Source organism: Sediminicola luteus (assembly GCF_002514735.1).
Taxonomy (GTDB): Bacteria; Bacteroidota; Bacteroidia; order Flavobacteriales; family Flavobacteriaceae; genus HQA918.
Map to the genome: position 1 here is coordinate 24,445 of NZ_KZ300477.1, position 21,872 is coordinate 46,316.

Below are 21,872 nucleotides of genomic sequence, written 5' to 3' on the forward strand. Positions count from 1 at the left end.
TTTGATCCGTAGCTATGGCTATGCATAAAAATTTTATCTCATATGACATCTAAAATGGTCTATAATGACTCCCAATCACACATTTCAGACCAATCTCTAAAGCATATCGCAAGGATCCCAAAAAACGGTGCTAAAGTCTTGTATTTGATTGTCTATGACCACAATCCCCTCGTTTTCGAGCAGTTGCTGCATTAGGTTGGTACCCTCAAAATGATGTTTCCCACTGAGCAGACCCTTTCGGTTTACGACCCTATGTGCAGGTACGTCTTTGTTGTGCGAGCCGTTCATGGCCCAGCCCACCATTCGGGCACTACGGGCCGCCCCTAAGTATTTGGCAATGGCCCCATAAGAGGTTACCCGGCCATACGGAATTTGGCGGGCCACTTCGTACACCCTATCGAAAAATGAAGTTTCATCCGCCATGGCGCAGTAAACGAATTAGGGTAATCACAAAAAGAATAACCATTAACACGCAAAGTATATAGTTGGCCTTTTTAGAGAAGGAACCGTTTTTAAACTCCAGTTTGTTGAAGTAGAATACATAGAGGTAGAGTACACTAAAGGTACCCAAGCCGGCCGCCATTACAAAGGTTAGGGTATCTTGCCAAAGAAACTCAATCCAACCGGAAGCGTTCCACATCGCATTGAGTCCGGCATAATAGGGTATGGTCAATAAATTGAGCGAAGCCAACAGCCCGCCCTTATAAAAACTATTCTTTTTACTGATTTCCTTAGCCTTTTCAACAGCAGGGCGTTTGGGCCTACGGGCCACCAAATAGAAGTAAACGGCCAAAAAGGCAAAAATGACCAATGCGGCATATAACAGATAGGAAACCACCTGAGGGTTGTTGTTCAAAAACTTGGAGATCAATACCGCCACATAGGCCTGCACCATAATAACGGTAGACACCCCAAAACTAAAGACCACCCCAAAACGCTTACCCCGTTCTACCGAGGTTTTGGCCGCATTCATATTCAATAGGCCTGGGGGTACGGTCGCCATAAAGGCCGCCGAATAGGTTGCGAAGAACAAAATCAATAGGTGTTTCAAGCCTTTGGTCTATTTTCTAAATCTATAGGTCACATCTTTGTGCCTTGCTCATAATTTGAGCAAATCGACAGAGATGTTTCTATTGGGTTTGGAGGCGAAACCGAACATAGGTAATCGGTTTTCCTTGCTCAAGATACTGTTTTTCGTAAAAAGTTTGGATGTTCAACACTTCAGAAGGACTTCCATGGTTTTTATAAACATCGTGGTTGGCATATTCAATCTCATAGCCCAGTCCGTGCAACAGCCCCAAGGTATAGCCGTGCATAAACTCGCTATCGGTCTTTAGGTTAATATAGCCCCCGGGCTTTAAGATCTTGGCATACCGATCTAAAAACACCTGATTGGTCATGCGGTGTTTGGTACGTTTGTATTTGATTTGGGGGTCGGGAAAAGTGATCCAGATCTCTGAAACCTCTTCGGGCCCGAAAAAATGTTCTACCAATTCAATTTGGGTACGTAAAAAGGCCACATTGGGTAAACCTTCTTCCAAAGCGGTCTTGGCACCACGCCAAAAACGTGCCCCTTTGATATCGATTCCGATATAGTTTACGTTCGGGTTCATACGGGCCAGTCCTACAGTGTACTCCCCTTTACCACACCCCAGCTCTAAAACGATGGGATTATCGTTCTTAAAGAAGGACTTCCAATTCCCTTTAAATTCGAAATCTCCGGAAACCGCTTCTTCACGGGTTGGTTGGATCACATTATCGAAAGTCTCGTTTTCCTTGAATCGCTTTAGCTTGTTCTTACTGCCCACAAAACCATTTTTTAATGATTTGGCAAAATTAAGGAAATCCGATTGGGTTTTGGGTTTCGTTTTTTTGTGTTCATGCAGTATGGTAAAAGAATTTTAGTGGCGCCCCTGAATTGGGGACTCGGACATGCCACCCGGTGTATACCCTTGATTCAAGCTTTGGAAAATCATGGATTCATTCCTATAATTGGATCCGATGGAGTCGCTTTGGAGCTTTTAAAAAAGGAATTCCCACATTTGGAGTATGTAGCACTACCCTCCTACAAGATCAAATATGCCAAAAAAGGGAAACATTTTAAGCTAAAAATGATTTGGGACAGCCCAAAAATGATCAAAGCCATACGACGCGAGAAGAAGGAATTGAAAAAAATGATTGCCCATCTGGAATTGGATGGCATTATCTCTGACAATCGCTTGGGCATATACAGCAAAAAAATCCCATCCGTCTTTATAACCCACCAATTGAACGTTCTCACAGGCAATACCACCTGGATGAGTTCTAAAATGCACCAACGAATCATTAAAAAATTCGTAGCCTGTTGGGTGCCCGATGTGGCCGGCAAACCGAACCTAACCGGCAAACTGGGACACTTAAAAAAATCGAAGGGCCTACATATAAAATACCTCGGTCCTTTGAGTAGGCTCAACAAAGAAGAGCTCCCTAAAATTTACGACCTTATGGTACTGATTTCGGGCCCGGAGCCCCAACGCTCTATGTTCGAGGAAAAAGTTATGGTACAACTACAAAAATTCAAGGGCAAGGCCTTGGTGGTTCGCGGGGTAATCGAAGAAGAACAGCGACAAGAAACTTTACAAACGGAATCTGCCGAGATTACCGTTTTCAACTTTATGCAGACCCAACAATTGCAATTGGCCTTTAACCAAAGTAACCAAGTATTGAGTCGTTCTGGCTATACCACGGTTATGGATCTGGCCAAACTGGGCAAAAAAGCCTTTTTTATTCCAACCCCGGGGCAATACGAGCAAGAGTATTTGGCCGAACGCCTACAAAAACAAGGCCTGGTGCCCTATGCCACACAAGAAGGTTTTACCCTATCGGAATTGAAACGAATTGCGGATTATAAAGGTTTGGACGGATTTCCGATGCACGAAGACTACAGTGCGCTGTTCTCGGTATTTTCGGCCTTTTCCAAGGTAAAGGAGAACTCGGAACCTACTTCGCTTACACTTTCTACATAGATCTTTTCGTCGTGGGCCTCAATAATGTGCTTTACGATAGATAGGCCCAGACCTGAGCCGCCCACTTCGCGGTTACCACTCTGATCTACCCTATAGAAACGTTCAAAAACACGGGGCAAATGATTCTCGGGAATACCTTCGCCATTATCGGTTACCCGAACGATAACCTTGTTCTTGATCAAATTTTCAACACTGACTTCGGTGGTACCGTTTTCGTGTCCGTATTTGATCGAGTTAACCAATAAGTTGGAGATTACCTGTTGTATCTTATCGCGATCCCCGTTTACCATAATGGGATCGGTATATTCCAAATCAAATGCTAGGGTAATATTTTTCTTGGAGGCCTTCATCTCCAACAGCTCAAAAACACTTTCTACCAATTCAACGATATCGAAATCAGTACGCTCCAAGTTCATATCACCAGTTTCCAATTTGGTAATCAGATCCAGGTCTTTTACGATATAAATCAGCCGCTCTACCCCTTTACTGGCCCTATTCAAGTATTTTTTTCGGATCTTTTCATCGTCCATGGCCCCGTCTAACAAGGTCTCTATATAACCCTGCACCGTAAACAAGGGGGTTTTAAGTTCGTGCGATACATTACCTAAAAAATCTTTTCGGTACTCTTCGCGAATACGCAGGGTATCGATCTCTATTTTTTTCCCTTGGGCAAAACGCTCGATCTCTTGGGTAAGGGTTTTCATATCGGTAGTCACCGGCGCTTTGGCAAAAGAAGATTTCTCGAGCAGGGAAACGTCGTCGTATATCTTTTTAATCCGTTTATAGATGAATTTCTCTATACGGATTTGGATAATAGCCATACTCACCCCAAAGACACAGAACGGAAACAAGAGCAACAACAGCCAGTCTACATGATCCAAAGACCACATAAACAACACCAATAGTATCGTTAAGGTTAGGGTAATAAAGATGGCGGTCCGCAAGGCGAACCGGTACGATTTTTTAACTTTTGTGGCCATGCCGCTAAACTACGAACTTATAGCCAACCCCTTTAATGGTTTTAAAATGATCGTCACCGATTTTTTCACGTAGTTTACGAATATGCACATCTATGGTACGACCCCCAACCACGACTTCGTTACCCCAAACCTTATCTAGAATCACTTCGCGTTTAAAAACTTTATTGGGCTTGGAGGTCAATAAGGCCAAAAGTTCGAATTCTTTACGTGGTAAAACGATCTCGGTACCATCGTTAACGATTTTATACTCTTCGCGATTGATAACGATATTACCCACCTTAAAGATCTCTTCGGCCTCTGGGGTATCATCTTTAAGTCTTCTTAGCAAAGCCTTCACCTTACTGACCAATACTTTGGGTTTGATCGGTTTGGTAATATAGTCATCGGCCCCGGCCTCAAATCCGGCTACCTGTGAATAGTCTTCACCACGGGCCGTTAAAAATGTAATTACCGAGTTCTCAAGGGCAGGCGTATTGCGAATGATCTCGCAGGCTTCGATGCCATCCATTTCGGGCATCATAACATCCAATATAATAAGATGTGGTAGTTTCTTTTTGGCCTTGGCTACACCTTCAACCCCATTTTTGGCGGTAAAAACTTGGTACCCTTCGGCCGACAGATTGTAGCTAACAATCTCCAAGATATCCGGTTCATCGTCTACTAAAAGTATCCTGATATCCTTCTTTTTCATCTGCGTGCTATTTAAAAATCCCTTTGGTTAAAAGGAGGTCAACCCAACACTTATAACTGTAAACAACTGATTATCAGACTACAATAAAAATGCCTAAACAGGCTAACCCATTGGTTATACGATCAAAAGTAAAGATAATACAATACAAACTTAACCTCTTAACATTCATTTAATGTGATAACATTACGGTAACGCTGCCGCAATAAAGGTTTAACTTGAGGGTAACACGACTTTTACAACAGCGCTCTTTATTTGCCCCAATTAAAATTCCTATTTGATGAGATGTATTGTATTGTTGTGTATGCTGGCTATGACCACTTTAGGTTTTGCCCAGGACACAGGAAGTATTGTGGGTAAACTTACCGACAAAGAGATGAACAACGAGCCTTTGGCTTTTGCCAACGTGTTGATCAAAGGTACCACCAAAGGTACCACCTCCGATTTCGACGGACTTTATGAGATTGCCGATGTTGAACCGGGTAATTATACCTTGGAGTTTAGCTTTTTGGGTTATGAGACCGTTGAAATTCCTATTGAAATAGTGGCCGGAAAGGTAACTACGGTAAACGTACCCATGGGCGCCAGTGAAGGTATGGCCTTAGACGAGGTTGTAGTAACCACCACCGCCCGTAAAGACTCTGAAGTAGCTTTATTGTTGGAGCAGAAGAAGGCAGTAAGCCTAGAGACTTCTATAGGTGCCCAGGAATTGGCAAGAAAAGGAGCCAGCGATGCTGCAACGGCCGTTTCTAAAGTAACCGGTATATCTAAACAAGAAGGTACTGGCAACGTATATGTTCGCGGATTGGGAGATCGTTTCAATATTACCACCCTGAACAGTTTGCCATTACCCTCGAACAACACCTCTAAAAAGAATATTGAGTTGGAATTGTTCGGTACCAGTATTATCCAATCTATTGGAATCGACAAAACCTTTAACGCCCAAAACTACGGGGATTTTGGAGGTGCGAATATCAACATCGTATCTAAAAACTATACCGGTTCCGGATTTATGGAATTAGGTCTTTCTACTGGTTTAAACACTGAAGCCATTGGAGTGGATCAATTCTATTTGAACGACGGGCCTAACACCTCTGGATTCTACAATCAAGAAATCCCTTCGCGTCCTTTCGACAACCAATTCGATACAAGCTGGAACAGAGAAGAAGCCAATACTCCTATAAACACTGGATTCTCACTTAAAGGAGGTGAATCTTTCAACCTTGGGGAAAATACTAGGGTAAACCTATTCGCCGTCGGTTCTTTCAGCAACAACTACAAATATCGTGAGGGTGAAAACAACGGGGCCCCAAACGTGGGTAATGGGTTACCTAACTCCGAATTCGATTTTAACCGTTGGAGCTACGAGACAGCCACTACCTTAATGGGTAACTTGGGCCTTCGTTTTGGTGAAAAGCATTCCTTAAAGTACAACATCCTATACCTGAACAATACTGAGCAGCGCCAAGAAGAGTTCGATGGTATTATTGACCGTGAAGACGACGCCCCGGAAGGTGGTGGATTTATTCAAAGAAGTACGTTTGACAGAACCCAGTTATTGATCAACCAGCTTTTGGGTCAGCACGATTTTACTGAAAGATTGACTGTAAACTGGGGCTTGGGCCACAACCAAGTGAACAATGTAGTACCGGACAGGAGGCAAAACACATTGTTGCCTTTAAACAACAACGACCCAGAAGGTCCTAAATCGTTCCGTTTGGTATCTGCCGCTTCCGAAAACCATAGGTTCTTCCAAGAACTTCAAGAAAACGAATTAGCGGCCAATATCTCTACCACCTATAAGTTCCAAAAGAACGAAGACGAAGAATACGATGGGAAAATCACCGTGGGGTACAACGGACGTTTTAAGGATGTAGATTTTGAAGCTACCCAGTTCAACTACCAGTTCTTGGACATTAACAACCAGCCCGTGGTAGATCATAGGGATGTAGATGCCTATTTTGAGCAATACGATGTTAACTCTGGACTATACCAAATACGTACTTTCCGTGGTCCGGAGTCTTTTGAAGATGCTTTATTGCCACAGACTTACGGAGGCGACCAATACATACATGCGGCCTATGCCACTTTCCAGTATCGTTTGGCCCCAAAAATGGTTTTGTTCGCCGGTCTCCGCGGAGAGCAGATCAACCAGAACATTGAATGGAACACGGTAATACAAGGCGAAGACGAAAACAAATTGGACACCTTTGAATTCTTACCTTCCCTTGCTTTAAAATATGAGTTGAACGAAAAGCAGAACTTACGTTTTGCCGCTAGTAAAACCTACACTTTACCACAATTTAAAGAACGTGCCCCATTCCTTTTCCAAGAAGAGATCAACCAAGATTCCTTTGGTAACCCAGCCTTGGAAAACTCAACTAACTACAACGTAGACTTGCGTTGGGAAATGTTCCCAACTTCTTCTGAGATCGTTTCTTTTGGGGTATTCGGTAAGTATATCGAAAATCCGATAAATACCTTCTTGGTAGTATCTGCCGCCAACGACCTTTCGTATGCAAACACCGGAGATAGTGCCACAGCTTTCGGAGCGGAGCTAGAAGTACGCTTCAACGTATTGGAAAACGAAAAGGATAATGGCGAGGCATTGCTTACCGAGCGTTTGGCCGTAGGTGGAAATGTTTCGTACCTGAACACCAACCAAAAACTAGATTCTCAAAAAGTATCTGAGGAAACCGGACTTTCGGCTGCCTTTACCAATACAGAGGCCCCACTACAAGGTGCTTCCGATATTATATTGAACGCCGATGTAAGTTTCTACAAAGAATTCACCGAGAACAGGAATATGACCGCCACCTTGGCCGGAAACTATTTTTCGGATCGCATTTTCGCCTTAGGTAGTACCGGTCGTGGGCACTTGGTAGACAAAGGCTTTATGACCTTAGACTTTATCAGCTCTTTCAGCCTAAACGAAAAACTAAGCCTTGGGTTAAACTTGAAAAACCTATTGAACCCAACCATTGAGCGTGTAAACGAAAACGCTGAGGGCGATTTAGATATGGACAACCCAGCCATCCCGGGCTTTTTAGAAGATGGGCCTGTTACCGCCCTTTCTTACAAAAGAGGTATGAATGCCAGCCTTTCACTATCGTATAAATTTTAATAACCATAATCCCAATGCCTTCTTTTAACCGAAGGAGGCGATAATTCTTAGCAGAGTTAAACTTAAAAATGAAAACAATGAAACTAAAAACGTTAAGCACATTGATGCTGGTAGCCATTGCGGCCCTCACCTCATCTTGTATCAATGATGACAACGGCGGCGGAGGCGGAGAAACCCCCGGCGGCGAAGTAGAACTTATCGGTGATGTTACTAGTGACACCACCTTGGACCCCGATGTAGATTATAAGCTAACCGGTGCCTATGTAGTACGTAATGGCGCTAAATTGACCATACCTGCCGGAACTACCATTAAAGCTGCCGGAGGTACGGCTTCTTTTATCGGAGTTGAAAGAGGATCCCAGATTTTCGTAAACGGTACCTCTTCAGAGCCTGTAATTATGACCTCTGATGCCGCTAGTCCGGCCCCAGGTGATTGGGGAGGTTTGGTTATCGCAGGTAACGCCCCAACCAACAAAGGTACCGATGTAACCTCTGAGGTGGGTGATCTTACCTATGGTGGTACCGTAGACAACGACAACTCAGGTTCCATAACTTACCTTAGGGTAGAATACACTGGTGCTACCTTTTCTAATGATAAGGAATTTAACGGGGTATCTTTATTCGGTGTGGGTTCCGGAACTACCTTTGAGTACGTACAATCGTACCGTGGTGGTGACGATGGTATCGAGTTCTTTGGTGGTACTGTAAACGGTAATCACTTGGTATCTACCGGAAGTGGAGACGACTCTATCGATTTTGCCGATGGCTGGAGAGGAAACGGAACTAACTGGTATATCACTGAAGGCGCTAAAGCCGGTATCGAAGGTTCAAACAATGGCGACGATGGCGATGCCACTCCTGTAACCACTACCACCTTAAGAAACATTACCGTAGTGGGCCCAGTAACCGAAGGTGCCCTTTTCTTTAAAGAAGGTGGTGGTAATTTTACCATCGAGAATTTCTTCGTAAGCGGTGCCAGTTTAGGGGTTAAGGTAAAAGATACCGACGATGCGGCCAATGCCCGTATCGATAACGATAACCTAACAATTACCGATATCCAATTCGCCGATACCCCGGCCGGATTCGAAGCTACCGATTACCAAGGCGACAATACCGATTTCTATACCGAAGGTATCGCTACCGGTGCCGGTAATGGGGCCGCTTCCCCAACTTGGGCCTCCGGATGGACTACCGGTCTATCGAACAGTGGTTCTAGCCAACAAAACTTAGCCGGTGAAGTAACCGGTGAGGTTACCCTTTCTGCCGGAATCGAATATTTATTGACCAGCTCCTTCATCGTTAAGGAAGGTGGTAAATTGACCATTCCTGCCGGAACCGTAATCAAGGCCTCTGGTGGTACTGCTTCCTTTATCGGTGTTGAGCGTGGTGCCCAAATCTTTATTAACGGTTCAGCTACAGAGCCTGTGGTTATGACCTCAAACGCGGCCAACCCCGCACCAGGTAACTGGGGTGGTTTGGTAATCGCCGGTGATGCCCCAACTAACAAAGGAACCGATATACTTACCGAAGTTGGTGACCTTACCTATGGCGGAAGCAATGTAGACGACAACTCTGGTTCTATTTCTTACCTTAGGGTAGAGTATACCGGAGCTACTTTCTCAAACGACAAAGAGTTTAACGGGGTTTCCCTATTCGGTGTTGGTGCCGGAACTACCTTCGAATATGTACAGTCTTATAACGGTGGTGACGACGGAATCGAGTTCTTCGGTGGTACTGTAGACGGTAAATATTTGGTATCAACCGGAAGTGGTGACGACTCTATCGATTTTGCCGATGGTTGGCAAGGTAGCGGTTCATACTGGTATATCGCCGATGGCGCCAAAGCCGGTATCGAAGGATCTAACAACGGAGATGACGGAAACGCTACACCTGTAACCACAACAACCCTATCAAACATTACAGTTGTGGGTCCGGTAACCGAAGGTGCCCTATACTTTAAAGAAGGTGGTGGTAACTTTACCGTAGAGAATTTCTACGTAAGCGGAGCCGATCTTGGTGTTAAGGTTAAGTCTACCGATGTAGAGGCCAATACCCGTATCGACAGCGATAACTTGGCTATATCCAACATTCAGTTCGCCGATACCCCAGCTGGTTTTATGGCTACCGATTATACCGGTGACAATACCGATTTTTATACCGAAGGTGTAAATAGTGGTGCCGGCAACGGTGCTGGTTCACCCGATTGGGCTGCAGGTTGGACCGCTGGTTTGGACAACAGTGTTGCCGAAGAAGAAAACTTGGCTGGTGAGGTAACCGGAGACGTTACCCTTAATGCCAGTACCAAATATTTATTAACTAGTGGGTTTATCGTAAAAGAAGGTGGTTCATTGACCATACCTGCCGGAACCACTATAAAAGCTTCAGGTGGTACCGCCGCCTTTATCGGAGTTGAGCGTGGTGCCCAGATCTTTATCAACGGTACGGCCAACGCCCCTGTAGTAATGACCTCTGCCGAAGAGAACCCTGTACCAGGTAACTGGGGTGGTTTGGTAATTGCCGGTGATGCCCCTACCAATAAAGGTACTAACATCTTAACCGAGGTAGGTGATCTTACTTACGGAGGTACAAACGCCGAAGACAACTCAGGATCTATAACCTACTTAAGGGTAGAATATACCGGTGCAACCTTCTCAAATGACAAAGAATTCAACGGAGTTTCATTGTTCGGTGTAGGTTCTGGTACTACCTTCGAATATGTTGAATCACTTCATGGTGGAGACGATGGTATCGAGTTCTTTGGTGGTACTGTTGATGGTAACTACTTGGTTTCTATTGGAAGTGGTGACGATTCCATTGATTTTGCCGATGGTTGGAACGGTAACGGATCTAACTGGTACATTAAAGATGGCGCCAAGGCCGGAATCGAAGGATCTAACAACGGGGACGATGGCGATGCAACACCAGTTACCAAAACAACTTTGAGTAACATAACCGTAGTAGGCCCTGTAACCGAAGGTGCTCTTTACTTTAAAGAAGGTGGTGGAGAATTCACTATCACCAATTTCTATACAGAGAACATCGATTTGGGTGTTAAGGTTAAGAGCACCGATTCTGAGGCTGCCGTTCGTATCGAAGGAAACAAACTTTCGATCAACCCTATGCAGTTCGCAAGCCCTGCTACAGGTTTCGAGGCTACCGATTACGACGGTGCCAACCAATCGTTTATCACAACCGGAGACAATACCGGAGCGGGTAACGGAGCTGCCCAACCCGATTGGGCCAATGGCTGGGCCACTGGATTCTAATCCAAAGCCGAATTAAAATAATAAAGGCCACCCGGGTTCGGGTGGCCTTTTTATGTATAGCTTATCTACCCAAACCAAGAGCTGAACTCTCTGTGACCCTCTATGCTTGATTCTCCGTGAAACTCTATGCAACAATACAAAAGCCTCAAGTTACACAGAGGTAGGCCGAGAAGATGCAGAGTTACACTGAGAAGTTAAATCAGATTTTCAATAGATTACATTAACCCTTGTTCCGAATTATTTACTTTTTACGACAGGGAACCGAAATGACAATTTAATTTTGGTATGGTTTTGGTTCAATACAGTAAAAAGTTGGCTACTAAACCTTTTTAGGTAAGCTGACCAAGATTAAATACACTATCCAATAAGAAAACGTGCATTTCATCGAAAAAACGACACTTTTTGCAGCCGGCTGTAGGGTAAACCTGCCAAAGATCTTTTAATTTGTGACTGAAAACCGCTTATGAAACACTTTTACATCCTCATATTCTGCCTCTTCACTTCTGTAGCCATGGCGCAATCGAGCACCACGGACGGTACGGATATTGACGGATTAAAACTGTATCCAAATCCGGTTACCAATGGGGTGGTCCATATCACTACTAAGTACAATGCCCCAAAGACCATACTTATTTTCGATGTTTTTGGAACCAAGGTCATGGAAACCAAAATATTGGGCAAAGAGCTCAATTTAGGCCGTTTGGATGCCGGGGTGTATATGATCCGCATCTTTGAAAAAGACAAGATCGCTACCCGTAAATTAATCGTAAAGTAGGCGCTTTCCTTCATTAATACTGCTTTTTACATCGTGTTTTTCATACTTTTTTAGACTTCCACATACTTTTTTGGGATAAACTACGTTTTTACGCCCTTTCACAACATTTTAGTGCCTTCGATACAAGCTTGGGTTATATTTACATTGTTATTCGACCCAAATCAACACCTATGAAGCACTTATACCCTGTTATACTTTTGTTGTTTACCACACTACTCTTTGCCCAAGATCAGGTATTACTGCACCCACAAGATTCTACCAAAGAAAGTTTCGAACTCTATCCCAATCCGGTTTTTGACGATGTAGTATATGTCAAGACTAAAAAGCAACAGCCCAAGACCATTCAGGTATATGATGTTTTTGGTAAGTTGGTTTTACGCGATAGGATTATGGGCAAAGCCTTGGATATTTCCGATTTGGTACCCGGTGTGTATTTATTACAGGTAACCGAAAACCAAAAATCGATGACGCGTAAGCTGGTGGTGAAATAGGAAACCTATATATATTTTACGATTCCACACTAATTTCCCCTTTACACCTTAATCAAAAGGCTTGTTTATTTTTTCCATTTGCCTCATTGTAGGGTATTCGACCATAGACCTGCTTCATACTCGAAAAAATTGTCATGAAAATTTACATTATCAGTTCCTTCTAGGTTATAGAACACCCTAAAAACTGGGTTTTGTAAATCATAATATAAAATAGGCTCCAAACGTTTTAAAAAATCTGAGTTCCCTTCTAATCTTGATATGGGTTTATGAATAAAAGCATTCACAAAATTAAAATCGTAGTATTGGTACGTGTGGATAATCTCATGGGCAATAATGGCTTTGTAGTATGGTAGACTACTATTATAAACGAATACGTTCGCATAATTAAACCCCCCATCAGACATGCTGGCATTCGAAAACATGATTTCCCCTGCCCGTAAGGTATTCTCCCATTCAAATTTATTCCCGAAAGCGGCATAAGAGGTATAAACAAACGAAACCGGCATTACTTTATACCTTAATTTCCAGGTATCCGAACTTTTCAATTCCAACCTATTAAAACCAATATGCAGGTGCCAAGTACTTAAAAATCGATTATTTAAAGCCGCACCTTCAATGATGGAGGTACCGGCCGCATTAACAATTTTGGCCGGCCATGAATACTCCAGTTTCTGGTGTTTTTCGATATTTCGGATAAGACTTTTACTTTCATAAACCAAGAAGCCGCCAAGGGCGCCTTTTGCGAATCCTTTTACGAATACATGGGCGGTTTTTTCCGTCTTTGTTTTGTTGATGATGGCACCAATACCACCCACCACAGCACCCAAACCAACATTGTACAAAGCCATCTCAGTTTCTGTATACTGCGGATATAGTAATGGACTATTATTAAATAACAGGAACAATAGGATAAATGTCCTCTTTTTAAAAAACTGTGTTGGCAGGTTGTTTTTCATAGCAGTGGTCAAAAGAAAAAAGTAACCCAACAAAAAGTCTGCCAATTACGTTTTTAAACAGGTCCTCGTCTATTTGCCTACCGAGAAATCAGTCCGTAATTTTGCCCCATGCATCCATGGGATCCCTATTCTATTTTTACAACTAGGTTTAACTTTGACCAAGCCGCGCTTGACCTCTATAGCTTACATTATAAAGAAAACCCAGTGTATCGGCAGTTCTGCGACCTTATCGGGCGTACACCCCAGCATGTAAAATCGGTAGATGACATACCCTTTCTGCCCATTCAATTTTTTAAGAACAGACGGATTGGCTTGGGTCATTTTGACCCCCAGATCCAATTTAGTAGTAGTGGTACCACGGGAATGGTTACTTCCCAGCATTCGGTAAAGGACTTGGGGCTTTACGAACAAAGTTTTCGAAAGGGTTTTTCACAATTTTACGGGCCTATTACCGATTACTGTGTTTTAGCACTTTTACCAGCCTATCTAGAACGCCAAGGTTCATCACTGATCTATATGGCCCAAGATATGATCATACAAAGTGGACATCCCCAAAGTGGTTTCTACCTGAATGATCTTGAAAAACTCACCGAAACCCTAAAAACATTGGAAACCCAAGGTCAAAAAACACTTTTACTTGGGGTTTCCTTTGCATTATTGGACCTCGCGGAGCAGTTTCCCCAAAAACTAGCCCATACTATAGTCATGGAAACGGGTGGCATGAAAGGTAGGCGGAAGGAAATGATCCGAGAAGAATTGCACGCCGTCCTGAAACAAGGCCTTGGCGTTGATCAAATACATTCGGAATACGGTATGACCGAGCTATTGTCACAGGCCTACTCTACCGGAAACTCCTTATTTACCACCCCGCCTTGGATGCGGGTAACGGCCAGAAGCACCGACGACCCCTTGGGTCATCTTGCGACAGGCAAAAGTGGTGGGTTAAATATTATCGATTTGGCCAATAGCCACTCTTGCCCATTTATCGCTACCCAAGATCTAGGTAAGGTATACCCCGACGGCAGCTTTGAGGTTTTGGGCCGATTTGACCATGCCGATGTTCGGGGTTGTAACCTCATGGTGCTCTAGATCTGTCAGGTTTCAAAAACCTGACAGGCCTGGCAAATTTCTATTCTACCGAAAGTACGTAATAATTTCTTCGCCCTTTTTGCAGTAATACGAAACGATCATTGATCAAATCGGCCTCGGTAAGGGTATAATCTTCTTTTACCTTCTGACGGTTTACCGAAATGGCATTTTGTTTCAGTTCACGACGGGCCGCCCCGTTCGAGTCTAAAAATCCGGTTTTGGCAGCCAAGGCCCCGATCATATCCAAGCCTTGCTCTATTTCAGCCTTAGAAACCGTAGCCATAGGTACCCCTTCGAACACTTGTAAAAAGGTTTTGGCATCTAGGGCTCTTAAATCTTCTGTAGTGGATTTACCAAAAAGAATCTGACTGGCCTTTTGTGCGTTTTCCAATTCTTCCTGGGAATGTACCATAACGGTTACCTCTTCGGCCAATCGCTTTTGCAGGGCACGGGCATGAGGCGCCTCTTGGTGTTGGGCTACCAGGGCCTCAATCTCTTCTTGACCCAGAAGGGTAAAAATCTTTATGTATTTTTCGGCATCGGCATCGGAGGTGTTTAGCCAATACTGGTAAAATTTATAGGGTGAAGTGCGTTCAGCATCCAACCACACATTGCCGCCTTCGGTCTTTCCGAATTTTGTGCCATCGGCCTTAGTTATCAAGGGACAGGTTAGCGCATAACCTTTACCCCCGCCGATCCTGCGAATCAGTTCGGTACCAGTGGTTATATTACCCCATTGATCACTACCCCCCATTTGAAGGGTACAGTTATGGGTACGGTACAAATGTAAAAAATCATAGCCCTGTACCAATTGATAGGTAAACTCGGTAAACGACATACCCTCGCTAGATTCGGAAGACAAGCGTTTTTTCACCGAATCTTTGGCCATCATATAGTTTACGGTAATATGTTTACCCACATCGCGAATAAAATCCAAGAAAGAGAACTCCTTCATCCAATCGTAATTGTTTACCAATTCGGCAGCATTAGGGGCATCGCTGGTAAAGTCGAGAAAACGGCTCAACTGTTCTTTAATGGCCTCTTGGTTATGGCGTAGGGTGGCCTCGTCCAACAAATTGCGCTCGGCCGATTTACCCGAGGGATCCCCGATCATTCCGGTAGCCCCACCCACCAAGGCAAAAGGCTTATGTCCGGCCAACTGAAAATGGCGCAACATCATTACACTTACCAAATGCCCGATATGTAACGAATCGGCCGTAGGATCTATACCCACATAAGCGGCCTGCATACCTTCTAATAAGTGTTCTTCGGTTCCGGGCATGGCGTCGTGCAACATACCCCTCCATTTCAATTCAGCAACGAAATTTGTAGCCATCTAGGTCGTATTGTGATTTAAACCCTGCAAATATAGGATAATACCCCTTCATCCCATCAAAAATCGAAAGAATACAAAGGACTAATAGTACGCGCACAACCCTATAAAAACCTAGCTTCCCACCTAGCTAATTTCTGTATCTTAGCCCCATGATATTAGTCACCGGCGGAACAGGTTTGGTAGGGGCCCATTTACTCTACGAATTGGCCAAAACAGGACAACGTATACGTGCGACACGCAGGGCCCAAAGCAATTTGGCGCAAGTCCGCAAGGTTTTTGGCTATTACACCCCTGAGCCCCAAACCCTATTCGACACCATCGAATGGGTAGAGGCCCCGCTTCAAGACCTACCGGCCTTGGATGCTGCATTACAAGGTATTGATCAAGTGTACCATTGTGCAGCCCTGATCTCTTTCGACACCAAAGACCGAAAACCCCTGCTTCGTACTAATGTGATCGGAACGGCCAATTTGGTTAACCTTTGCATACACCATAAGGTGAAAAAACTTTGCTATGTAAGCTCTATAGCGGCCATAGGCAGTAGCCTGAAGGGACAACCCGCCAACGAAGAAAACGAATGGAACGAAAACGACCCCAATGTGTATGCAGTTTCGAAATATTTGGGCGAAATGGAAATATGGCGTGCCAGTCAGGAAGGGGTACCCGTGGTTCTCGTGAATCCGGGTGTGATCATAGGCCCAGGATTCTGGCATAGCGGCAGTGGCGAAATTATCGTTAGAGGCTCTAAAAAGCAACAATTCTATCCGCTAGGGGCCACAGGTTTCGTGGGTGTATACGATGTAGTGAAATCTATGATACAGCTTATGGACTCGCCCATAAAAAACCAACGTTATATACTGGTGGCCGAAAACCTCTCATTTCAAGAAGTTTTAGGGCAGTTGGCCAAAAATTTTGGACATACCCCTCCTAGCAAAGGCATACCAAAATGGTTATTTCAAATAATCGGTTTTTTTGAAGGGCTCGTCAGTTGGGTTAGTGGCCGTACGAGGCAATTGAACAAACACGGCATCCGATCTTTATCTGAAAAAGAGACCTATGATAACTCTAAATTGATAGCGGCTGTAGATTTTACGTACCAACCCATGGACCAGGTTTTTGGGCAAAGTTGTGGGTATTACCGCAAGGAAATCGAAAAGTAAAAGGCCCTGTCTACCATTATTTGGGTTGTACTTCAGGTTTTTCCTCCTGATTCTTTTTAGGGGTATCTAATTTTTCCCGTTTCTTTTCGGCCTGTATTTGCCTGTTATCTTCTAAGCTATCCTTGATTTTACCAAAGCGCTCGTCGATCTTGGTATAGATTTCTTCATAAATATCCGGATTAGCGGCATAATACAAATCACTTTGTGCGAACTGCACACTATCAATTCCGTATTTTTTAAAAACGAAGGCCGTGGGTTCCCATTTGTATTTATCGAGGGTAAGTATGTTGGTATTCTTACCAGCGGTCAAGAGGGCCAAATCGTATAAAATCTCCTCCATGGTAGCCGCATCGATAAGGTCTTCTGGCGGCTCCACCGTTTTTTCGGCACAACTCGTTGCAACAAGCACTACCCCCAATAACACCCAAAGTTTACGCATAATTAACGGTTAAAGGTGAGTCTTTTGGCATGGCGTTCTGGTGAGAACACCCCATTGTTATAAGCCCAATGGCCATTGACAAAGGTATGGGCCACTTGTGCCCCAAAACTATGCCCCTCAAAAGGCGACCATCCACAGTGGTAGTGTATATTATCCTTAGCCACGGTAAGGGATCGGTTCATATCGACTACGGCGATATCGGCAAAATAGCCTTCCCTTAGATAGCCCCGTTTTTCGATATCGAACAAAATAGCTGGGTTATGGCACATTTTCTGCACGATTTTTTCCAAGGAAATAACCCCTTCTTTATGCTTGTCCAACATAGCCAATAGGGCATGCTGCACCAATGGTCCGCCAGAGGGCGCCTTGGTATATACATTATCTTTTTCGGCCAGGGTATGTGGTGCGTGATCGGTAGCGATAATATCCAATCTGTCATCTAACAAGGCGTCCCAAAGACCCTGTCTGTCGGCAGCCGTCTTAACGGCCGGGTTCCATTTGATATGGGTACCCTTTTCTTTATAATCGGCATCGGAAAACCACAGGTGGTGAATACAGACTTCGGCGGTTATCTTTTTCTCGCTCAAAGGAATATCGTTACGGAACAAATCGGTTTCCTTGGCGGTAGATAAATGAAAAACATGCAAACGGGCCCCGGTTTTTTTAGCCAGATCTACCGCTTTGGAAGACGATAGGTAACAGGCCTCCTCCGATCGGATCAAATGATGCATTTCTACCGGGATATCGTCGCCATACTGTTCTATATACCGCGCCGTATTGGCCCTAATGGTGCTTTCGTCTTCACAATGGGCGGAGATTACCATTTCGGTACTCTCAAAAATTCGCTGGATTACGGCCTCATTATCTACCAACATATTCCCGGTAGAAGATCCTAGGAATAGTTTTACACCAGAACAGGCATTTTTATCGAGTCGTTTTAATTCTTCGAGATTATCGTTGGTACCACCGAACAAAAAAGAATAATTCGCATAAGCCGATTGGGCCCCCATCCTGAATTTTTCTTCTAATTTTTCTATAGTAGTGGTCTGCGGATTGGTATTGGGCTGCTCCATAAAGGTGGTAATGCCACCTGCCAAGGCCGCCTTACTTTCGGTGGCAATGGTCCCTTTATGGGTTAGTCCGGGTTCCCTAAAATGCACTTGATCGTCAATAATACCAGGGGTAACCAATTTGCCTTCGAGATCTACGACCTGGGCCTGGGCATCGGTAATATCGGAATCTATACGGGCAATACGCTCGCCATCGATAAGAATATCGGCTTCCTTTTGAATCCCTTCATTGACCAATAGGCCATTTTTAAGTAAGATCTTTCCCATGCTTAAAAGCTATCTTTTTTGAATATACTACCCAATTTCATTCGTATGACCCCAAAAACAGCTTCACTGATAATGGATCCACTCATTTTCGATTTGCCTTTTTCCCTATCGGTAAATATGATGGGGACTTCTACTATCTTGAACTTCTTGAGGTGTGCCCTGAATTTCATTTCGATCTGAAAGGCGTAGCCCACAAAACGCACCGCATCTAGGTTAAGGCTCTGAAGCACCTCCCTTTTATAACATACGAAACCCGCCGTTGGATCGTGCACCCGCATACCGGTAATTATCTTAACATAAAAAGAAGCCCCATACGAAAGTAAGATGCGGTACAAAGGCCAATTAACCACATTCACCCCTTTTTTATAGCGCGAGCCCACGGAAACATCGGCCCCTTTGAGCGCGCAAGCTTCGTAAAGTCCTTTTAAATAAACAGGGCGGTGCGAAAAATCGGCATCCATTTCTATGATGTAGCCATAAGATTTTTCCAAGGCCCATTTAAAGCCATGTATATAGGCCGTACCCAGTCCCGACTTACCTTTTCGGACCTCTAAATGTAACCTATCGGAAAACTCTTTTTGTAAGGCACGCACGGTATCTGATGTACCATCTGGTGAGTTATCGTCTACAATTAGGATATGGTAGGCCTTTTGCAAATCGAATACCGCGCGGATAATGGCCTCCACATTCTCTATTTCGTTGTAGGTAGGGATTATAATTACGGTATCGGACATAAAAATCGGTCTAGCCCGACAAAAATACCATTTTAGCGGGCCTAAAAAAACGCTGTTGGTCATTTGTGAAGTTTTTAACCCCCGAAGTCTTGGTCTAATTTGATTATTTTTGGGCCAAAATCGGGATATGCCCTCTACTTTCTCCAAGCGTTTTTTACTCTATTTAGGCCTCCTTTTGGGAATCAATTTGATTCAGGCCGGTCTTATGGACCTTATTTACGATGAGGCCTATTACTGGCATTATGCCCAAACCTTAGACTGGGGCTATTTTGATCATCCGCCTATGGTCGCCTTAATGATCAAAATCAGTAGTTTCTTCTTTGGTGGTGAATTGGGCGTGCGTTTTATAGGGGTTTTAATGGGGGTTTTAGGCTACGCCTTACTCTGGAAATTAATCTCGCATCCCGAAAAAGAAAAATATATAAACCTATACTTTTTATTGGGTTTAGGACTAACCTTGGTACACGCCTACGGGTTTTTCACCTTACCCGATACCCCTTTATTGTTTTTTACCATCGTCTTTTTACTAGTATACAAGAGTTTTCTACAAAAAGCCACCTGGTTAAAAGCCTTGGCCATGGGTTTGGTTATGGCAGCTCTCATGTATAGTAAATACCATGCCGTACTCGTTATTTTATTTACCTTGGCCAGTAACCTATCACTATTAAGAAATAAGTATGCCTGGTTCGCGGTCTTTATTTCACTTTTAGCCTATGCCCCCCACTTGTGGTGGTTATACTCCCAAGAATTCGTTTCTATAGAATACCACCTGTTCGAACGTCCCAACCGGGCCTATGAGTTTGCCGATTTTACTTTGGGCTATCTCGTTAACTTGGTTGCCCTGTTCGGCTTATTGTTCCCATTTTTCTATGCCGCTTTATTTAAGCAAAAATTACCCAAGGGCGATCGCTTTAATCGCGCTATGGTCTTTTTGAGCTATGGTATCATATTGTTCTTTTTTCTATCTAGCCTAAACCGCAGGGTACAGACCCAATGGATGATCGTAATGTCCATCCCTATGTTCATCATTACCTTTCAATGGTTACTAGCTAAGTCTAATTGGAGAAAATGGGCCATGCGATTGGGTATGGTGCAGTTGGTTTTATTAGGCTATGCCCGTTTGTGGTTGGTTTTCCCTGTTCTTTTACCCCTCCATTACGAAGCCCATGGTAACGAGCAATGGGTAAACGACCTTAAAGAACAAGTAGGTGACAAAGGGGTAGTATTCGAAAACTCGTATCGCGATGCCCCCATGTATGCCTTCTATTCAGGGGCCAACACCTTTTCGTTAAATAATTTAATGTATAGGCGCAACCAATATAGTATCGATGGTTCCGAAGCCAAGTTACAGCATAAAGATGTAGCCTATTTGCATGGCAACTGGAACAAGAAGGCCGATAAACCTATACATATAACCAAGTCTTCTGGTAAAGAGCTTAAGGGGCACTATATAGACAATTTCGAGAGTTATAGAAAATTGCGCACTTATGTGGTTACCGAGGGAACCTTGCCCTATAATCCGGGTGAGGAAATAACCTTCTCCATCAGTAACCCCTATAGCGAAAGCATTCCCCTCAACAAGTTACGTTTTGGCATCAGTTATCAAAACCAATTCAAACAAATCTGCGAAAACCATGGAATAACGGTTTCAGCTCCCGAAGGGATCGATTCATTAAAACCAGGGGAAACAATAGGTTTCAGGGCACAACTACCCTTGGCCCAAATGAAAAACGAAAAATATAAAAAGAAGAAACCCAGTTATTTTAAGGTACTCATTTCAGAAAATGGCTTACTTTTAGGATTGAACGGTAACAACGTACCCCTGCACTAGTGGAACCCCTATTACGAAATGTAAATGCTCTGGATTGGATCAGCTTGGCCCTCTTGGCCAGCCTGGTATTTCTTTCGTTGGCCAAAGCCTTTTTTCCTATTCGGTTCCAAACCTTTTTAATACTACCTTTCAACAACAAGTACATTTTCATATATAACAAAAAAGACAAACTGGCGAACTGGTTCCACATGTTCATTATGTTGTTCTCACTTTGTAACCTCCCCATTTATGCCTATTACACGATAAACATCTTGGAATTAGGAAAATATACGGTTTCACCCGGCGGTGTATGGTGGCTACTCTTGTTCAGTATTCTATATATTGGCGGAAAATTCTTACTGCAATTGTTGAATGGTTTGGTGTTTAACATCAATCCTATAGTCAATGAGGCCGTTTTCAAAAAAATGGCCTACTTGAATTATAGCGGCCTTATTATGTTTATGGCCAATATCATACTCACCTATATGGCCCCAAACGCAAAAGTATTGATATACATATCATTACTATTAGTAGTCGCAATCAACACTATTGGCTGGGTAACTACGATTCGAAATCACCAAAAATTCCTGGGCGCCAACATTTTCTATTTTATTTTGTACCTTTGCACTCTCGAAATTGCACCTGTTGTAATTGTAGGAAGCTACCTAAAAGATTGATGCCT

19 protein-coding genes are annotated in these 21,872 nt (G+C 43.7%); 9 read left to right on the forward strand and 10 right to left on the reverse strand.

Features of this window, described 5'->3' with window-relative positions; genetic code table 11:
* Nucleotides 1-96: 96 nt before the first annotated feature.
* The 3 genes from B7P33_RS04620 to trmB all read right to left on the reverse strand — a co-directional run bounded on the left by B7P33_RS04620 (nucleotide 97) and on the right by trmB (nucleotide 1,808).
* Complete coding sequence (locus B7P33_RS04620) at nucleotides 97-423, reverse strand: MGMT family protein (protein WP_097440809.1); 327 nt, start codon at nucleotides 421-423, stop codon at nucleotides 97-99.
* Nucleotides 413-1,051: a LysE family transporter gene (locus B7P33_RS04625; RefSeq protein ID WP_097440810.1), complete on the reverse strand. Its 639-nt coding sequence runs from the start codon at nucleotides 1,049-1,051 to the stop codon at nucleotides 413-415. Before B7P33_RS04625 ends, B7P33_RS04620 begins: the two co-directional genes overlap by 11 nt.
* Before the next feature lie 79 nt (nucleotides 1,052-1,130).
* Nucleotides 1,131-1,808, reverse strand: a complete 678-nt coding sequence (gene trmB / locus B7P33_RS04630; RefSeq protein ID WP_097440811.1) for a tRNA (guanosine(46)-N7)-methyltransferase TrmB — start codon at nucleotides 1,806-1,808, stop codon at nucleotides 1,131-1,133.
* Nucleotides 1,809-1,880: 72 nt separating this feature from the next.
* On the opposite strand from trmB, the gene B7P33_RS04635 reads away from it, so the two are divergent.
* Nucleotides 1,881-3,005 carry a glycosyltransferase gene (locus tag B7P33_RS04635; RefSeq protein WP_097440812.1) on the forward strand — a complete coding sequence of 375 codons (1,125 nt, stop codon included), beginning with the start codon at nucleotides 1,881-1,883 and terminating at the stop codon, nucleotides 3,003-3,005.
* On the opposite strand, the gene B7P33_RS04640 is transcribed toward B7P33_RS04635, so the two are convergent.
* The gene (locus B7P33_RS04640) at nucleotides 2,921-3,985 is read right to left on the reverse strand and encodes a sensor histidine kinase (RefSeq protein ID WP_097440813.1); all 1,065 of its coding nucleotides are present in this window, start codon (nucleotides 3,983-3,985) and stop codon (nucleotides 2,921-2,923) included. The two genes, B7P33_RS04635 and B7P33_RS04640, sit on opposite strands and share 85 nt — an antisense overlap.
* A 4-nt stretch (nucleotides 3,986-3,989) precedes the next feature.
* A complete protein-coding gene (locus tag B7P33_RS04645) occupies nucleotides 3,990-4,676 on the reverse strand; it encodes a response regulator transcription factor (RefSeq protein ID WP_097440814.1) in 687 nt (228 codons plus the stop codon).
* Between the two features lie 277 nt (nucleotides 4,677-4,953).
* Here B7P33_RS04645 and B7P33_RS04650 point away from each other — a divergent pair, with 277 nt between their 5' ends.
* From B7P33_RS04650 to B7P33_RS04665, 4 genes are all read left to right on the forward strand, one after another.
* Nucleotides 4,954-7,797: a TonB-dependent receptor gene (locus B7P33_RS04650; RefSeq protein WP_097440815.1), complete on the forward strand. Its 2,844-nt coding sequence runs from the start codon at nucleotides 4,954-4,956 to the stop codon at nucleotides 7,795-7,797.
* Nucleotides 7,798-7,874: 77 nt separating this feature from the next.
* Nucleotides 7,875-11,063 carry a beta strand repeat-containing protein gene (locus B7P33_RS19570; protein ID WP_216359358.1) on the forward strand — a complete coding sequence of 1,063 codons (3,189 nt, stop codon included), beginning with the start codon at nucleotides 7,875-7,877 and terminating at the stop codon, nucleotides 11,061-11,063.
* 463 nt (nucleotides 11,064-11,526) lie between these two features.
* Nucleotides 11,527-11,838 carry a T9SS type A sorting domain-containing protein gene (locus tag B7P33_RS04660; RefSeq protein WP_097440816.1) on the forward strand — a complete coding sequence of 104 codons (312 nt, stop codon included), beginning with the start codon at nucleotides 11,527-11,529 and terminating at the stop codon, nucleotides 11,836-11,838.
* Nucleotides 11,839-12,008: 170 nt separating this feature from the next.
* Nucleotides 12,009-12,329: a T9SS type A sorting domain-containing protein gene (locus B7P33_RS04665; RefSeq protein WP_097440817.1), complete on the forward strand. Its 321-nt coding sequence runs from the start codon at nucleotides 12,009-12,011 to the stop codon at nucleotides 12,327-12,329.
* Nucleotides 12,330-12,412: 83 nt separating this feature from the next.
* Here B7P33_RS04665 and B7P33_RS04670 read toward each other — a convergent pair whose 3' ends face one another.
* Nucleotides 12,413-13,177, reverse strand: a complete 765-nt coding sequence (locus B7P33_RS04670; protein ID WP_141402390.1) for a hypothetical protein — start codon at nucleotides 13,175-13,177, stop codon at nucleotides 12,413-12,415.
* Nucleotides 13,178-13,393: 216 nt separating this feature from the next.
* Here B7P33_RS04670 and B7P33_RS04675 point away from each other — a divergent pair, with 216 nt between their 5' ends.
* Nucleotides 13,394-14,374: a LuxE/PaaK family acyltransferase gene (locus tag B7P33_RS04675; protein ID WP_097440819.1), complete on the forward strand. Its 981-nt coding sequence runs from the start codon at nucleotides 13,394-13,396 to the stop codon at nucleotides 14,372-14,374.
* Nucleotides 14,375-14,414: 40 nt separating this feature from the next.
* Here the strand turns inward: B7P33_RS04675 and tyrS are convergent, their stop codons facing one another.
* Nucleotides 14,415-15,710, reverse strand: a complete 1,296-nt coding sequence (gene tyrS, locus B7P33_RS04680) for a tyrosine--tRNA ligase (RefSeq protein ID WP_097440820.1) — start codon at nucleotides 15,708-15,710, stop codon at nucleotides 14,415-14,417.
* 149 nt (nucleotides 15,711-15,859) lie between these two features.
* Here tyrS and B7P33_RS04685 point away from each other — a divergent pair, with 149 nt between their 5' ends.
* Nucleotides 15,860-16,870 carry an NAD-dependent epimerase/dehydratase family protein gene (locus B7P33_RS04685; protein WP_097440821.1) on the forward strand — a complete coding sequence of 337 codons (1,011 nt, stop codon included), beginning with the start codon at nucleotides 15,860-15,862 and terminating at the stop codon, nucleotides 16,868-16,870.
* Between the two features lie 16 nt (nucleotides 16,871-16,886).
* Here the strand turns inward: B7P33_RS04685 and B7P33_RS04690 are convergent, their stop codons facing one another.
* The 3 genes from B7P33_RS04690 to B7P33_RS04700 are packed head-to-tail and all read right to left on the reverse strand — an operon-like array spanning nucleotide 16,887 to nucleotide 19,380.
* Nucleotides 16,887-17,309 (reverse strand): DUF4296 domain-containing protein, encoded by a 423-nt coding sequence (locus B7P33_RS04690; protein WP_097440822.1) that lies wholly within the window; start codon nucleotides 17,307-17,309, stop codon nucleotides 16,887-16,889.
* Between the two features lie 2 nt (nucleotides 17,310-17,311).
* A complete protein-coding gene (locus tag B7P33_RS04695; protein ID WP_097440823.1) occupies nucleotides 17,312-18,646 on the reverse strand; it encodes a dihydroorotase in 1,335 nt (444 codons plus the stop codon).
* 2 nt (nucleotides 18,647-18,648) lie between these two features.
* On the reverse strand, nucleotides 18,649-19,380 hold the full coding sequence (locus B7P33_RS04700; RefSeq protein ID WP_097440824.1) for a polyprenol monophosphomannose synthase: 732 nt from the start codon (nucleotides 19,378-19,380) through the stop codon (nucleotides 18,649-18,651).
* A gap of 127 nt (nucleotides 19,381-19,507) precedes the next feature.
* On the opposite strand from B7P33_RS04700, the gene B7P33_RS04705 reads away from it, so the two are divergent.
* Nucleotides 19,508-21,211 (forward strand): ArnT family glycosyltransferase, encoded by a 1,704-nt coding sequence (locus B7P33_RS04705; RefSeq protein ID WP_097440825.1) that lies wholly within the window; start codon nucleotides 19,508-19,510, stop codon nucleotides 21,209-21,211.
* The gene (locus B7P33_RS04710) at nucleotides 21,211-21,867 is read left to right on the forward strand and encodes a DUF4271 domain-containing protein (protein ID WP_097440826.1); all 657 of its coding nucleotides are present in this window, start codon (nucleotides 21,211-21,213) and stop codon (nucleotides 21,865-21,867) included. The genes B7P33_RS04705 and B7P33_RS04710 overlap by 1 nt, the downstream gene beginning before the upstream one ends.
* The last annotated feature ends 5 nt before the right edge of the window (nucleotides 21,868-21,872 follow it).